This window comes from Nesterenkonia sp. CL21, from assembly GCF_031705515.1.
GTDB classification, from domain to species: Bacteria; Actinomycetota; Actinomycetes; order Actinomycetales; family Micrococcaceae; genus Nesterenkonia; species Nesterenkonia aethiopica.
Genome location: NZ_JAUTWR010000010.1, coordinates 17311 through 31471, shown reverse-complemented (window position 1 = coordinate 31471; position 14161 = coordinate 17311). Strand labels below are relative to the sequence as shown.

General features: G+C 67.3%; 13 protein-coding genes. 4 read left to right on the top strand and 9 right to left on the bottom strand.

Annotation, left to right across the window (positions count from 1 at the left end; translation table 11 throughout):
* Positions 1–364: 364 nt before the first annotated feature.
* From Q7C18_RS13370 to Q7C18_RS13355, 4 genes are all read right to left on the bottom strand, one after another.
* Entirely contained in the window at positions 365–1381 is a 1017-nt protein-coding gene (locus Q7C18_RS13370) for a LacI family DNA-binding transcriptional regulator (protein ID WP_311025808.1), read from the bottom strand.
* Positions 1382–1447: 66 nt separating this feature from the next.
* On the bottom strand, positions 1448–2281 hold the full coding sequence (locus Q7C18_RS13365; protein WP_311025807.1) for a nitrilase-related carbon-nitrogen hydrolase: 834 nt from the start codon (positions 2279–2281) through the stop codon (positions 1448–1450).
* A 7-nt stretch (positions 2282–2288) separates the two neighbouring features.
* Positions 2289–3455, bottom strand: a complete 1167-nt coding sequence (locus Q7C18_RS13360) for a hypothetical protein (protein WP_311025806.1) — start codon at positions 3453–3455, stop codon at positions 2289–2291.
* A gap of 30 nt (positions 3456–3485) precedes the next feature.
* Positions 3486–4481: an ester cyclase gene (locus Q7C18_RS13355; RefSeq protein WP_311025805.1), complete on the bottom strand. Its 996-nt coding sequence runs from the start codon at positions 4479–4481 to the stop codon at positions 3486–3488.
* Positions 4482–4670: 189 nt separating this feature from the next.
* On the opposite strand from Q7C18_RS13355, the gene hisD (Q7C18_RS13350) reads away from it, so the two are divergent.
* From hisD (Q7C18_RS13350) to Q7C18_RS13340, 3 genes are read left to right on the top strand one after another with little or no spacing between them, the layout of a single operon-like run.
* On the top strand, positions 4671–5996 hold the full coding sequence (gene hisD, locus Q7C18_RS13350) for a histidinol dehydrogenase (protein WP_311025804.1): 1326 nt from the start codon (positions 4671–4673) through the stop codon (positions 5994–5996).
* Positions 5993–6751: an SDR family oxidoreductase gene (locus tag Q7C18_RS13345; protein WP_311025803.1), complete on the top strand. Its 759-nt coding sequence runs from the start codon at positions 5993–5995 to the stop codon at positions 6749–6751. The genes hisD (Q7C18_RS13350) and Q7C18_RS13345 overlap by 4 nt, the downstream gene beginning before the upstream one ends.
* Positions 6751–7545 (top strand): aldolase/citrate lyase family protein, encoded by a 795-nt coding sequence (locus Q7C18_RS13340; protein ID WP_311025802.1) that lies wholly within the window; start codon positions 6751–6753, stop codon positions 7543–7545. The genes Q7C18_RS13345 and Q7C18_RS13340 overlap by 1 nt, the downstream gene beginning before the upstream one ends.
* Positions 7546–7646: 101 nt before the next feature.
* On the opposite strand, the gene Q7C18_RS13335 is transcribed toward Q7C18_RS13340, so the two are convergent.
* The 5 genes from Q7C18_RS13335 to hisD (Q7C18_RS13315) form a co-directional block, all read right to left on the bottom strand.
* Positions 7647–8363 carry an alpha/beta hydrolase gene (locus tag Q7C18_RS13335; RefSeq protein WP_311025801.1) on the bottom strand — a complete coding sequence of 239 codons (717 nt, stop codon included), beginning with the start codon at positions 8361–8363 and terminating at the stop codon, positions 7647–7649.
* Complete coding sequence (locus tag Q7C18_RS13330; protein WP_311025800.1) at positions 8363–9283, bottom strand: carbohydrate ABC transporter permease; 921 nt, start codon at positions 9281–9283, stop codon at positions 8363–8365. Before Q7C18_RS13330 ends, Q7C18_RS13335 begins: the two co-directional genes overlap by 1 nt.
* A complete protein-coding gene (locus Q7C18_RS13325; protein WP_311025799.1) occupies positions 9280–10149 on the bottom strand; it encodes a sugar ABC transporter permease in 870 nt (289 codons plus the stop codon). Before Q7C18_RS13325 ends, Q7C18_RS13330 begins: the two co-directional genes overlap by 4 nt.
* Before the next feature lie 71 nt (positions 10150–10220).
* Positions 10221–11531 (bottom strand): extracellular solute-binding protein, encoded by a 1311-nt coding sequence (locus Q7C18_RS13320; RefSeq protein ID WP_311025798.1) that lies wholly within the window; start codon positions 11529–11531, stop codon positions 10221–10223.
* Between the two features lie 192 nt (positions 11532–11723).
* On the bottom strand, positions 11724–13046 hold the full coding sequence (gene hisD / locus Q7C18_RS13315; protein ID WP_311025797.1) for a histidinol dehydrogenase: 1323 nt from the start codon (positions 13044–13046) through the stop codon (positions 11724–11726).
* Between the two features lie 144 nt (positions 13047–13190).
* On the opposite strand from hisD (Q7C18_RS13315), the gene Q7C18_RS13310 reads away from it, so the two are divergent.
* Positions 13191–14126 carry a LysR family transcriptional regulator gene (locus Q7C18_RS13310; protein ID WP_311025796.1) on the top strand — a complete coding sequence of 312 codons (936 nt, stop codon included), beginning with the start codon at positions 13191–13193 and terminating at the stop codon, positions 14124–14126.
* Positions 14127–14161: the final 35 nt, after the last annotated feature.

Sequence of the window (14161 nt, the reverse complement as noted above, 5' to 3'; positions counted from 1 at the left end):
CAACGATGTCGTGAGACAGATGTCAACTATCACTACCGGGACCCCGCGCCAGAGAGTGTCAACTACGTTCTGAGACTGGACACCACCGTCACCGCCAGTTTGAAGGCCCCTGACCAGGAGTTTCCGGTCAGGGGCCTTTTCTCTGCGGGCCGTGGGTCGTGACCTCACGGGCCGGCGAACTGTGAGCGCTCGCGCGAGACGCCCCGCTTGGAGCCCCCTCCTCAGCCACGTTCGGCGGAAGTTCACCACGGGCATGCGCGTTCCTACGGCGTCGGACGGTCACTCTCAGCCGAACGTGGCGCGAGCGGTGCCAATGAACCGCACCGGCCGACCCAGGCGGACCAGCCGAACCAGCCGCTGAGCCTCAGCTCTCAGAGCTCAGGTCCCGCAGGGTGCGCCTCTCGATGAGCTCAGGCTCCAGGACCACGCGCTGGGCGGACTCGTCCCGGCCTTCCGGGCTCAGCCGCCGCACCAGCAGCCGGGCCGCACTGGCAGCCATAGCGTTCAAATCATGCCCGATGGTCGAGAGCTGGAACGTCTCCCAGGAGGCCAGCGGGATGTCGTCGAAGCCGAGGACACTGAGGTCCCGCGGCACCTGGAGGCCCTCGGACATGGCGGCGTTGAGCACGCCCAGGGCGATCACGTCGTTGCCGCAGAAGACCGCCGTGGGCCGTTCCTCCGTCGGCCGGTCCACCAGCTGACGCAGGCCCCGCTCTCCCGTCTCGGACTCGAAGGGCCCCTCCAGGATGTTCTCGTCTGCCAGCCCGACGCCGGCATCAGCCAGCCCCATGATGAAGCCGAGCTTGCGCTCGCGCCCGGTGCTGGTCTCCTCGGGCCCGAAGATCCCAGCGATGCGGCGATGTCCCAGCTCGGCCAGCCGGTGCGCGGCCATCCGCCCGCCCGCCACATTGTCCACGACGGCGGCGTCACCGCTGCCGTCTCCGGCTTCGCGGTTGAGGAACACGAACGGCAGACCACGGCGGCGCAGCTCCGCGGGCAGCGGCGAACCGAGGACCGTGGTCAGGAGCACCGCACCGTCGATGGAGCCCGTCAGCAGCTGGGACGCGGCCATCTTCTGGTCCGAGCGCTCCGTGAACACCATCATCCGGTAGCCGTGGGACTCCAGCTCGTCATGCAGCGGGGCGATCACATAGGGGTAGAACGGGTTGGTCAGGTCGCTCACGACGACGCCGATCCGTCGGCTCTGCCGCGTGACCAGGCTGCGTCCGGCCTCGCTCGGCACGTAGCCCAGGGCCTCGGCGGCGTCGAGCACCGCCTGACGGGTGCGGTCCGAGACCTTGGAGTCTCCTCTGAGCGCGCGGGACACCGTCGGCTGGGAGACTCCTGCCAGCTTCGCGACGTCACGACTGGTGACGGCCATTCGCATCTTCCTCCCGCAGACGACCGGACCCCGGCCGATGCCTCGTGTCCTGGATCAGCCTGACCTTCATGGACACCCTATCCAGTAGAGCTCGGGGCGACGGTCGCCCCACACGTCATTGCGGGGACTCAGCGACTTGTTCCGGGAGCTGGTCGGCTCCAGGTCGGCTGCGAGCACGGCCGGACGCGCCGGGCCGTCGTCGGTTGTGGCCGGGCCGGCCGCCGGATACCCGGTGTCCTCGCAGATCACGCTTCCACCGATCCAGTCCACGCCCCGCTCCTGCCCGCATCGGTCCGCGACGACGATGTGCACCTTGAAGGTGCCTGCGGCGGCCTGGGCCTTGACGACCTCGAGCGGCCTTTCGCCGACGGGCCTGTCGAGCAGCGGCCAATTGCACGGTGCGGCGATGATGTCGGCACCGGCCGCCGCGGCGGTCCCCACCCAGTCCGGCATCTCCAGGTCGTAGCAGATCATCGCGGCCAACCGACCCACAACGGTGTCGACCACCAGCGGAGGTCCCTCCCCCGGGGTGAAGAGCTCCGACTCCCTGTCCCAGAGATGGACCTTCCGGTAGCAGCCCAGGAACTCGCCGTCCTGGACGACCATCGCACTGTTGTGCACCGCGCCGCCGTCGCCCTGCTCGCAGAACCCGGCCACGATGACGCTGCCGGTCTCCTGGGACAGACGCATGATCCGCGTGACGGAGGGGCCGTCCAGCGGCTCGGCGGCCCGTCGGACCTCCTCCTGCGATGCGAACATGTACCCGCTGAAGGCCAGCTCCGGGAGCACGATGAGCCGGGCGCCCGTCGACGCCGCCTCTCTCACGGCGGCGTCGACGGCACCCACGTCCGGACTGTCCACGTCCACGGCCAGTTGGCACGCGGCCACTCGGATCGCCATGGCGGAATCAGTCGTCCTCCGTGGCGGTACGCATGACGGAGGCGGGGGCCCGGTAGTGGTTCGGGTCCAGGACGATCCCGGCCTCGTGGGCGGCACGCACCGTGTCAGGCGCCCAGTCCATCAGCACGCGCCCGTCCCCTCCGTTGACCACGAGCAGCTCGCCGGTGCCCTCCTCTGCGGCCCTGCCGGCGTCGGCGTCGAGGAGCTCGATGGCCCGCCAAGTCCCCTCCGGGATGGACAGCGTGTCCATCGGGCCGAGCTCCACGATGCGCTCTTCGTCAGCGTCCCGGAGCGTGATGCGCCAGCGGCCGGCCTTGGCCGTGAGCACGGAGACCTGATCGTGCCGGTGCATGAGGACACCTTCGCCGGGCACGGCCCGGAGCCAGGCCAGATTGAAGCTGTGCGGCTCCGTGAGCCGGGGCGCGGCCCGGCGGTCCTCGCTCATGCCGTAGCCGATCACCAGGCTGAGCTCGGCGCCGCCTCCGGGCAGTTCGGAGCACAGGAACGGCCGTCGGATCCACCGGCGGTCACCTTCCTGGGTCACGCGCTGACGCATCTGCTCCACCGAGTAGGTGTCGAGCGCATCGATGTCCGACTGGTCCATCGGGGTGATGAGCTCTGCGCCCTCCGGGACGACGTCGCCGGCTAGGGTGTCGATGAGCTGGTTGGAGGCGGTGAGGTGCAGCCCGTGGGACTCCGCCTCCCGCAGCACCGAGGGACCCCAGATGATGCCGCCGGTGTCACTCTGCCCCAGCACGGTCAGGAGGATCCCGTCGTCGGGACCGATGTTGGTGAAGCCGCGGAAGATCCAGGACGGCACGGAGATGACGTCACCGTCGGTGGAGACATACTCCCCCTGCTGCCCGTCGGCGCCCCAGCGGACCCGGAACTCGCCGCCGAAGTTGATGAACACCTCGGCGGTGAAGTGCAGGTGTAGGCTGTTCGTCACCCCGTTCGGCATCCCTGCGGCCCCCAGGTTGAATCCGTGGTCCTCCTGGAGGTTGATGAACTGCTCGGAGCTCTGCGAGACGCCCACGCCGATGAACGAGTAGTTGTCTTTCTTGTCCGAGCCGGGCGTGCGGCAGTCGATGAACGCCGCCTTGCACGGCACCCAGTCCTCACGCAGGATGGTCCGCTTGGCGACCTCCTGGTCGAAGGCGATGGTCTGTGTCACGATATCTCTCCTCGTTCCTGCCTGATGGCGTCAGTAGATGTTGGTGAAGGGCACTTCGCCGTCGCCGCGAGTGCTGTTGATCTGGGACCGGAGGCCGATCTCGTCATAGACCCGGACCTCCTTCTCGATGCGACCGTCCCGGATGAGGAACTGTGAGATGCCCAGCAGGTCGATCGGCTTCCCCGTCAGCGGGCCGAAGTGGTTCATGCCGCTGTAGGTGCCGGTCATCTTCCAGGTCACCGCCACGCGCAGCCCGGCGTAGCGCTCGGCGTGGTTGGTCTGGACGTCCCGCACCTCGAACTGCGCGTCGGGGAAGGGGGACAGCATTCGGAGGAGCTCGCGCTGGTAGCCGTCCGGACGCAGCACGGTCCGGTCCCCGATCGTGTGGAGGAAGAGGTCGCGGACCATGAAGTCCCGCAGCCGGCTCAGGTCCCGGCGGTTCCACACCGTCTCGATGAATTCCAGGACCATCTCGCACTCGGACCGGAAGTCGTCCGGACGAGGGCCGCTGTCGCCCACGCTGAGCACGTCCTCGGGGGCCGGCTCCAGGAAGGAGCCCACGTAGCCCTGGAACGTCCTGCTGCGGGCCACCTCATCGGGGTCCTGTCCCAGCTGGAGCACCTGGGCGAGGTCGTCGCGGGCCACCCACTCCTCCACCATGCGGCCACGCCTGTAGAGGCAGTTGGCGATCGTCCGGTACCGCAGCTCGTGCGGGGCGGCTCCGATGGAGACCGGGTCGGAGGAGAAGACCAGATGGGAGCTGAGGAACGCGTCCTCGCCGCGGGCCTCCCAGATGACGTCCTCCGCCTGACCCACGTGCTGCGGCGTCTCCGCGATCCGCATCAGGGAGCCCTCGACGACGCCGTCGCGGCCGACCACCGTGCCGAGGGAACCATGGACGATCGAGTCCGGCTCGTAGTTCTCCTCGATGAAGCCGATGTTCCGGTCCACCCAGATCAGGTCCGTCACCTCACGGATGAAGTCGTCCGGGTCCTGCCACGGCTCATAGGCCACCTTGTCCAGCATGCTCTCGCTCTCCTCCGTGTCGGCACCGCCCCGTCCTCCTCTGGACGATGCGTTGTATTCGTATGCATCGTAGATGAGACTCACATCACACGCAAGAGGGAACGCGCGACACTTCCAGCGATTTCCGACCCCTTGACGACACCAGGGGGCACGTGCTTCATTGTGTATACGTATTCAGAAAGGGCATCTATGGCCTACCACCTCAAATCAGCCACCACCTCCTCATTCGCCGACCGCAGCCACGAGGACACCTCGCACCGCGTCCGCGCCATCGTGGACGAGATCCGCCAGGACGGCTCCGCCGCAGTCCGCCGGTTCTCCGAGCGGTTCGACAGCTGGACTCCGGAGAGCTTCCGCCTCGACGCCGCCACGATCGACCGCCTCATCCGTTCGCTGCCCACCCAGGTCATCGACGACATCGTCTTCGTCCAGGGCCAGGTCCGGAACTTCGCCCAGGCGCAGCGAGACTCGATGCAGGACGTCGAAGTGGAGACCCTGCCAGGTGTGACCCTGGGACACCGCCACATCCCCATCGACGCGGTGGGCGCCTACATCCCCGGCGGGCGGTACCCGTTGACCGCCTCCGCCCACATGACGATCGTCACCGCCAAGGTCGCCGGAGTCCCCCGGGTGGTGGCCTGCACTCCCCCGATCCGCGGGCAGATCCCCGCCGCCACGATCGCCGCGATGCACCTGGCGGGTGCCGACGAGATCCACGTGCTCGGAGGGGTCCAGGCCGTCGCCTCGATGGCCGTGGGCACTGAGGACATGGACCCGGTCAACCTGATCGCCGGCCCCGGCAACGCGTACGTGGCCGAGGCCAAGCGGCAGCTCTTCGGCGAAGTCGGCATCGACCTCTTCGCCGGCCCGACCGAGATCCTCATCGTCGCCGACGACACCGCGAATCCCTTCACCGTGGCCGTGGACCTGCTCTCCCAGGCGGAGCACGGCCCCGACTCCCCCGCAGTACTGGTCACGACCTCGGAGAGCCTCGGCCGCGAAGTCATGGAGCTGGTGGAGAAGGTCCTGCCCGGCATGTCGACCGAGGACTTCGCCGCCCCCGCCTGGCGCGACCACGGCCAGGTGATCGTCTGCGAGGACCTCGACGAGGCCTGGCAGGTCGCCGACTCCCTGGCCTTCGAGCACGTCCAGGTGTTCACCGCTGAGCCCCGGGACGCACTGGAACGCATGTCCAACAACGGTGCGCTGTTCCTCGGCGAGGAGACCTGCGTCTCCTACGGCGACAAAGTCATCGGCACCAACCACGTCCTGCCGACCCTCGGCGCCTCCCGATACACCGGCGGCCTCTGGGTCGGCAAGTACCTGAAGACCGCCACCTACCAGCAGATCACCGACACCGTCAGCAGCGCAGACCTGGGCCGGGTGTGCGGCCGCGCCGCCCGCGTCGAACTGTTCGAGGGCCACGCACGCTCCGGCGACGTGCGCGCCTGGCGCTACGGCGGAGAGAGCTTCGACTGGATCGACCAGGTCCTGGATCGGGAGGTCTCCGTATGAGCACATTGACCGACCGTACTGCCCTGGTCACCGGCGGCGGCACCGGCCTCGGCGCCGCCATCGCCTCCTCACTGGTCCGCCAAGGCTGCCGAGTCGTCGTCGTCGGCAGGCGGGAGGCCCCGCTGCACCAGCTCGCCGACGAGCTGGGAGACCGCGTGCGCGCCGAAGCCTGCGACGTCAGCGACCCGGAGAGCGTGGCCCACCTGGCCGACCGGCTGCATGACGAGCAGATCTCCATCGTGATCAACAACGCCGGCGTCGCCGGCCCGGTCGCACGGCTGGTCGACATCGCACCCGAGGAGTGGGACGACGTCTTCGGAGTCAACGTCCGCGGCACGTACCTCGTCTGCCGAGCGTTCCTGCCGGACATGGTCCGCCGCGGCTCCGGGGACATCATCAACCTCGCCTCGGTCTCCGGAAAACGGCCGCTCGCCGCCCGCACGCCCTACTGTGCCTCCAAGATGGCGGTCATCGGGCTGACCTCGACGCTGGCCTTCGAGGTCGGCGAGCACGGCATCTCCGTCAACTCCCTCTCCCCTGGTCCGGTGGAGAGCGAGCGGATGGACCGCAATTTTCGCCTGGAGGCAGAACGGACCGGAACCCACCCGGAAGAGGCCCGAGCGGCCTTCGCCGGCCGTTCCGCACTCGGGCGGCTCGTCGACCCCGACGAAGTGGCTCGAGCAGTCGTCGCCATGCTGCAGATGCCCGGCATGACCGGAGCCGATGTCGATCTCTCGGCCGGGATGGTGGCGTGATGGCGACACCACAGCTGCCTCTGAGACGACGCCTCTCCGACGGCGAGCAGGTCACCGGCTGCCTGCTGAGGATGCCTGCCGAAGAGACGGTGGAGATGCTCGGCGTGGCCGGCTTCGACTTCGTGCTCATCGACTGCGAACACGGTCCGGCCGACGTCACCTCGCTGCGCCAGCACATCGCCCTGGCCCAGCTGCACGGAATGGCCCCACTGGTGCGTGTCGGACTCGACGAGCACCAGCTGATCCTGCGCGCCCTGGACCAGGGCGCCGAAGGCATCATCGCCCCGCACATCGACACAGCCGCCGCAGCCTCCGAGCTCGTCGACGCCGTGCACTACCCTCCGCTCGGCCACCGGGGCTTCGCCACCTACTCCCGATCCGGCCGGTTCGGCACCGTTCCTGCGCCGGAGCACCACGCCCGATGTCAGGAGGGGACCCTGGTCATGGCCATGCTGGAGTCCCCTGAGGCCGCGACGAACGCCGGAGAGATCCTGGCACAGCCCGGTGTGGACGGCTACCTCATCGGCACCGCGGACCTGCAGGCCTCGCTCACCTCCGGCGATCTCACCTTCGACGAGGCCGTGACGATGATCCGGGGCCAGGCGGAGGTCGTCGGCGGCTTCCGCGCCGATCTGGCCTCCTCTCGTGCAGGAGCCGAGTCCTCACTCGCAGACGGTGCCCAGCTGGTGGTGTACAACCTGGCGCACCTCATGATGGAGCTCTTCGGCACCCTGCGACCACATTCGAGTCCCGACGTCGACGGATCACCGGAGACGGAAGCGCGGAGGCCCTGACACCGCCACAGAAGCATGACGGAGGGGGTGATCAGACCGTTCGGTCTGTCACCCCCTCCGAGTGTCAGTCTGCGACGCTCACCGGCCCTGCCTGCGCGCGGTCAGGTCCGCAGCCAGGTGTCGAGGGCTGAAGCCACGCTCTGAGGATCTTCCAGGGTGAGCAGATGCCCTCTGTGGGGCAGCACGATCAGCTGCGAACCGCTCACCAAGGACGCCATCTCCTGATGCGTGGTCACGGGGCAGAGGAGGTCACGGCCGCCGGCCAGGATCGTGGTGGGGATGTCGATCTGCGCCAGCGCGGCCCTCTCGTCGATGCGAGTCGACTGCATCCTGAGCTGCTCCTCAAGAGCGCACTCACCGACGTCGTCGGCCATCTGCAGGACGAGGTCGTCGAGAGCCTCCCGCCGATCTGCGGCCAGGAGCACCGGGAGCAGTTCCAGCTGGATCTGCCGGGCCGTCTCGCCGGCCCGGAGCCGCTCCCTGAGGGACCCCCAGGCTTCGAGCTGGTCCGTCCGTGGCCCCCGGGGATTCGTCGCCATCAGACACAGGCGCGACACCCGTGACGGGGCCGCACGGACGAGGGCCATCGCCACGATCCCCCCGAGGCTGAGCCCGGCGAGTGCGAAGCGATCCGGGAGCCTCTCCAACAGTTCCTCCGCGCAGGCCTCGAGGCTGGAGCCGGCCAGCGTCTCACAGCGAATCTCGCGAGAGTATCCCCGCGCCTCGAGTCCGTCGATGACCGGGCTCCACATGCGTGACGAGCAGTTCATGCCCGGGAGGAGCACCACCGGGTCCCCCGCCGACGTCTCCACTCGCACTACTTCCCTGCGCCGTCCGAGAGCCCCGACACCAGGTATTTCTGGGCGATGAAGGCGAACAGCACCACCAGCAGGGTCAGCAGGATGGATGCCGCTCCCACCTGCTGCAGCATCGGCAGGGTCTGCCCCAGCTGCGAGGCGATGAAGAGCGGGACCGTCATGGCCTGGTTGTCCGTGAGGATCAGCGGCGTCAGGTACTCCTGGAACGCGAAGAGGAACATGAAGACACCAGCGGTGAGGATCCCCGGCCCCATCATCGGGATGATGACCCTCCGCAGGGCCTGGAACCGACTGCAGCCGTCGATCATGGCTGCCTCGTCCACTTCTTCAGGCAGCTTCACGAAGAAGTTCCTCAGCAACCAGATGCTGAACGGCTGGTTGATCGCCACGAGAGCCGCCGAGAGCGCCAGGGTGGTGTCATGGATGCCGAACTGTCGGGACAGCTCATACATGGGCAGGACCACAGCCAGCCGGGGCAGCGCCCGGAAGACGAGGGCGATGATCAGCAGGATCGCTGAGACATAGCCGGGCGCCCTCGCCAGGGCGTAGGCTGCCGGCAGCCCGATGACCAGGGCGACGATCGTGCTGATCACGGCCACCCCGAAGGTGTTCAGCACGTACTGATAGAAGTTCGTCGCCTGCCAGAGATCGACGAACGCGTCCATCGTCGGCTCGTATGTCAGGACCGGCGGGCTGACGAAGGCGACGTTGGTCGGCTTCGTCACGGACAGGATCGTCCAGAGGAACGGCGCCAGCATCGCCAGACAGACGCCGGCGAGGAAGATGCCTCCCAAAATCGGCGTCGCGCTGCGTCGTCTCCTGACGCTGGGCTGCCGGGAGGTGACGCGTCGCCGCGAGACGCCTCGTCGCTGAGGAATGCGGGACCGGTCGCGGACGGTCCTCTCTGCTGTGCTCGTCATGCGCTCTTCGCCTCCCGGATCGTGTTACGCAGGAAGGGGATGAGCATGACGATCATGATCATGATCGTCAGCACGTTGATCACACTTCCCAGTCCCAGCTGCTGGCCGCCGTCCTGGAAGGCCATGTTGTAGGTGTACAGCGCGATGGACTCATTGCCGTTGAGGATGGCGTTCGGCGCCAGCGGGATCAGGTTGTCGAAGACCCGCAGCACGTCCATGATGCAGATGATGGCGACGAATCCGACCATCCCTCTGATGCTGGGCAGGATCACATGGAAGTGCCTGCCCCAGGTGCCGGCGCCGTCGATCGTCGCCGCCTCGATGATCTCCTTCGGAACTCCTTGCAGCCCGGCCAGCAGGATCAGCATGGAGAACGGGAGCATGGCCCAGATGACGTTGAGGGCGATCATGACCCGGTTGGGCCACGTGTCGGTGAACCACAGGAGGTCGCCTTGGCCTAGCCAACCCAGGATCACGTTGGCCACTCCACCGAAGTTGGTGTCGAAGAGCCAGGAGAACATGGTGGCCCCGACGACTCCGGGGATGACATAGGAGATCAGGAGGATCCCCAGCACCAGGGGCCTCATACGCCGCAGATTGTTCACCAGCACAGCCAAGACGTAGCCCAGCACGATGACCACGGTCATCACCGCCAGGGTAAGGCCCACGGTGAACCCCACCGATGCCGCGAATCGCGGGTCAGTCAGGGCGACCACGTAGTTGTCCAGCCCGACGAAGGTGCCGGGCTCCCCGTAGTTGACGTCCTGCAGGCTCCATTCGATGGTCCGATACATCGGCACCAGGAGGAGCCCGAACATCACCAGCAGGCTCGGCAGGATCAGGATCCAGTACTCACGTCTGCTCATCACGGTCCTTCACTCGTCGCCCAGTGCGCCCATGGGCTTCGCTCGGTCGACGCCAGCAGGCAGCACACACCTCACCCGGCATCGAGCACGTCCTGGGCGGCGTCCTGCATCTTCTCGACGCCTTCCTCCGGCTCGAGGTCTCCGCTGAAGACCTCAGCGATGATCGGCAGGATCGCATTGCCGACGCGGGGGATGTAAGGGTAGGGCTCTACGGGCGGCGCGGAGTCGATGGCACTGTTCGCCGCATCGCCATAGGGGCTGTTGTCCGGGGTGACCATGCCTTCTCGTGCGGGATAGGCATCCGGCAGAGCAGCCTCCGAGGCCTCTTCGCTGACCGAGGAGGCGATCATGTGGAACAGCAGCTCGTCATCGACGTCCGTATTCGCCGGTATCGACCAGCCGTCCACCGACAGGGCGCTGTACTGATACTCCCCGTCACCGACGACCGGCGGTGCCGCGAAGCCGATGTCGTCGTAATACTGGGTGTTGCTCTCCTGCACCAGATCATTCATCCGTCCGGAGAACATGATGGAGATGGCCGCTGAACCGTTGTACATCTGCTGCTGGACCGCCGGCTGGTCAAAAGTCGTCACCTGCGGGTCCATGTAGGGCCGGAGAGCGAGGAGCTCCTCGAAGGCCTCAATCGCCTCAGGCCGGTCGAAGTTCGGCTTCCCGGCCTCGTGGTCGACCAGGTCCACCCCCAGGGAGCCCAGCGCGGAATCGTAGGCGGTCAGCAGGTCTGAGCTGGTATGCAGCGCCAGGGCCAGCGGATAGGCCATATCGCCCTCCTGCTGGATCGTGTCGGCCGCCTCCCGAAGGTCGTCGAAGGTCTCCGGAGGCTCCAGACCGAGCTCCTCGAAGATGTCGGTGCGGAAGGCCATGATGAAGACCTGCGCCTGCATGGGCAGCGCGTACAACTGGCCCTCATAGCTCATGGCCTCGAGCATCTGGTCGTTCAGCTCACCGAGCCCGTAGAGGTCTCCGTGCTGCTGGACGAGGTCGTCGAGCGGGATGAGGCGCTCGGATGCGGCGTTCTCCGGGATGATGATGCCGTAGGTCTCGATGATGTCGTAGGTCCCGCTGTCACCGGCGAGCGTGGTGGTCGTCCGCTGGACCTGCCCGGCGAAGTCCACCGGCTCGTGGACCACTGAGACGTCGCCCTTGGAACAGTTGGCGACCAGCGCATTGGTGAACGGGTCGATCGCGGAGGAGTTGTAGGCCAGGACGTTGACCGTCGTGGGCGAATCGGGCGCCTCGAACTCGCAGGGGACTTCCGGGGCGGTCTGATCGGCGCTGCGCGAACCGGCTCCGCACCCGCTGAGCAGCAAGGTGGCTCCGAGGCCTATCGCCAGGGCGACCTTCGTCGTTGAACGGTGGAACATCGTGACTCTCCTGTGTGTCTGGACGAACCGTATTTATACGTATACAAGTGATCGGAGCCTCACACTGATAGCCCTGGACGCAGGTATCTCAAGAGGCAATCGACTTGCATGTGACGTGCACCACACGCTCATCGTAGCGTAATGCATACGTATACGCTACTGGTGCACGGAGATGACCCTGGCCGGATCGAATCAGGAGCGTCGGCGCTCCAGGCGCATGGTGGCCGTGACCCGATGGGCCTCCATTCCCTCATAGGTGGAGACGACCTCGACGTGCCTGGCCACCTCCGGCGTCGCCTCCTCGGACACGCGCTGATAGGTCAGCGGCTTGAGGAACCGCGAGACCGAGAGTCCTGCACTGGAGCGCGCCCCGCCGCCCGTGGGTAGCACGTGGTTCGTCCCCGAGATGCCCTTGTCGGAATAGGCGACAGTGGACCACGGCCCCAGGAAGATGGACCCGTAGTTGCTGAGACGGTCGTGATAGTAAGCGTCATCGACGGTCTGGATCTCCAGGTGCTCCGGCGCGAGGACGTCCATCAGCTCGACCGCCGCCTCACGACCCTCCGCGACATAGACGGTGCCGTAGTCCCTCCAGGCGGGACCGGCGATGTGCTCGGTGGACAGCGTCTCGAGCTGCTTCTCGACCGCGGCGATCACCGCCCTCCCGAACACCTCCGAGGTCGTCACCAGCGAAGCCGGCGACTGCGGTCCATGCTCGGCCTGACCGAGCAGGTCAGCCGCCACGAGCTCCGGATCCGCCGTCTCATCAGCGATGACCGCCACCTCGGACGGCCCGGCGAGCAGGTCCATCCCGGTCCGCCCGAACAGTTGCCGCTTGGCCTCGGTGACATAAGCGTTTCCGGCGCCGATGAGCATGTCAGCGGGCCGCTCCCCCAACAGGCCGAACGCCATCGCGGCGAGCGCCTGCACGCCCCCCAAGGCGAAGACGCGATCCGCGCCGGCCAGATGGGCGGCGTGGAGCACGGCGGGATTCCCGCCGATCGGGTCACTGGTGGGCGGCGTGCAGGCGATCACGCTGGGCACGCCGGCCGCCTTCGCCACACCTGCCGTCATGAAGGCACTGGCGAGGATCGGGAACCGTCCGGCGGGAAGGTAGGCACCAACCCGAGGCACCGGGGTGTACCGCTGCCCGACGACCACGCCCGGGAGGAGCTCCGTCTCGAAGTCCACCAGGTGCTCCTTCTGAGCCAGGGCGAACAGCCTAGTCCGTTCCGCCCCCGCAGCCAGAGCTTCACGCAGCTCCGGCGAGAGGGAGTCTCCAGCCCGAGCGAGGTCCGCGGCTGAGATCTCGATGTCCTGGCCTTCCCAACCGTCAAGCCTCCTGGAGTGCTCGAGCACCGCATCGATGCCGTTCGCCTCGATGTCCGACAGCATGGCCGAGACCGTCTCGACGACGTCGGGGAGCCGCTGCGCGGGCTCTCCACCGACCTCGGCGGCCTTCAGCGTGGAGAAGGACCCCTGGATGAACCTGTGATCTGCGTCATTGATCTGCATGCGATGACTCTAGGCAAGGTTCACTATCAGGACAACCCGGTAGAACATGAAGAAACATACAGGTTTTCCCTATATGCAGCCCGACGACGCCCCAGCACAGGGGATGCCCTGCCGAGACGGGCATCGCCGTCATAGGGTTGGCCCATGACGATCGCTCAGCTCAGGGCCTTCCTGGCCGCCTGCGACCTGGGGTCCTTCACCGCGGCCGCGCACGAGCTGGAGATCAGCCAGGCGTCGATGTCCGAGCTGATCTCCCGCCTGGAGGAGGAGCTCGGCCTGCCGCTGTTCATCCGAGGAGGCCGGCGCCTGATCCTGACCTCCGCGGCCGATGAGCTCCTGCCTCACGCCCGAGAGTCGGTCTCCGCATTCCAGAACGGCTTCAACGCCGTACGCTCGATCTCGGCCCTCGACGGCGGCGTCTGCACCTTCGGCGTGCTCCGCAACGCGAGCTACTACGACCTCTCCGACCTGGTCGAGCGGTTCCACAGCCGGTACCCCAACGTGAAGGTGCGCATGGTCGGCCTCAACTCCGCCCTCGTGGCGGAGGCGGTGGCCTCAGGCGAGCTCGAGGCCGGACTGGTGGTGCTGCCGGTCTCCGAGCCAGGCCTGCACATCCGCCCGCTCGTCCGGGACGAGGTGCTCTACGTGTCCGCGACGAGGAGCCCCGACGACGGTCCGGCCACAGTCGAGGAGATGACGCGGAACAAGCTGGTGCTCTACGACGCCTATGCCGGCTGGAGGGATTCGACCCGTCGGCAGCTGCTGGAGCGCGCCCGGAGTCAGGGACTGACGCTGGACCCGGACATCGAGGTGGAGCATGTCGAGACCGCACTGAGGCTCGTCGCCTCCGGCGCCGCCAACACGATCATCTCCCGCACCGTCCTGGAGAGCCCGAGCTGCCCCAAGGGCCTGACCGCCGTCCCGTTCGTCGACCCCCTGTACGACACCCTCGCCCTCATCCGTCGGGAGTCCACCACTCTGTCGCCGGCGACCCAGAGGATCGTGGAGTTCGCCGAGGAGACGCTGCGGGAACGGGCTCGGCACGACCCGACGCCGGGGCGCCCGGACAGCGGCATCTGACCGACCTCACGCACCGACCTCACGCCTGATCAGCC

Coding starts and splice junctions, on each gene's coding strand:
- Q7C18_RS13370 (WP_311025808.1), bottom strand. CDS start 1,381: ATGGCCGTCACCAGTCGTGACGTCGCGAAGCTGGCAGGAGTCTCCCAG.
- Q7C18_RS13365 (WP_311025807.1), bottom strand. CDS start 2,281: ATGGCGATCCGAGTGGCCGCGTGCCAACTGGCCGTGGACGTGGACAGT.
- Q7C18_RS13355 (WP_311025805.1), bottom strand. CDS start 4,481: ATGCTGGACAAGGTGGCCTATGAGCCGTGGCAGGACCCGGACGACTTC.
- hisD (WP_311025804.1), top strand. CDS start 4,671: ATGGCCTACCACCTCAAATCAGCCACCACCTCCTCATTCGCCGACCGC.
- Q7C18_RS13345 (WP_311025803.1), top strand. CDS start 5,993: ATGAGCACATTGACCGACCGTACTGCCCTGGTCACCGGCGGCGGCACC.
- Q7C18_RS13340 (WP_311025802.1), top strand. CDS start 6,751: ATGGCGACACCACAGCTGCCTCTGAGACGACGCCTCTCCGACGGCGAG.
- Q7C18_RS13330 (WP_311025800.1), bottom strand. CDS start 9,283: ATGACGAGCACAGCAGAGAGGACCGTCCGCGACCGGTCCCGCATTCCT.
- Q7C18_RS13325 (WP_311025799.1), bottom strand. CDS start 10,149: ATGAGCAGACGTGAGTACTGGATCCTGATCCTGCCGAGCCTGCTGGTG.
- Q7C18_RS13320 (WP_311025798.1), bottom strand. CDS start 11,531: ATGTTCCACCGTTCAACGACGAAGGTCGCCCTGGCGATAGGCCTCGGA.
- hisD (WP_311025797.1), bottom strand. CDS start 13,046: ATGCAGATCAATGACGCAGATCACAGGTTCATCCAGGGGTCCTTCTCC.
- Q7C18_RS13310 (WP_311025796.1), top strand. CDS start 13,191: ATGACGATCGCTCAGCTCAGGGCCTTCCTGGCCGCCTGCGACCTGGGG.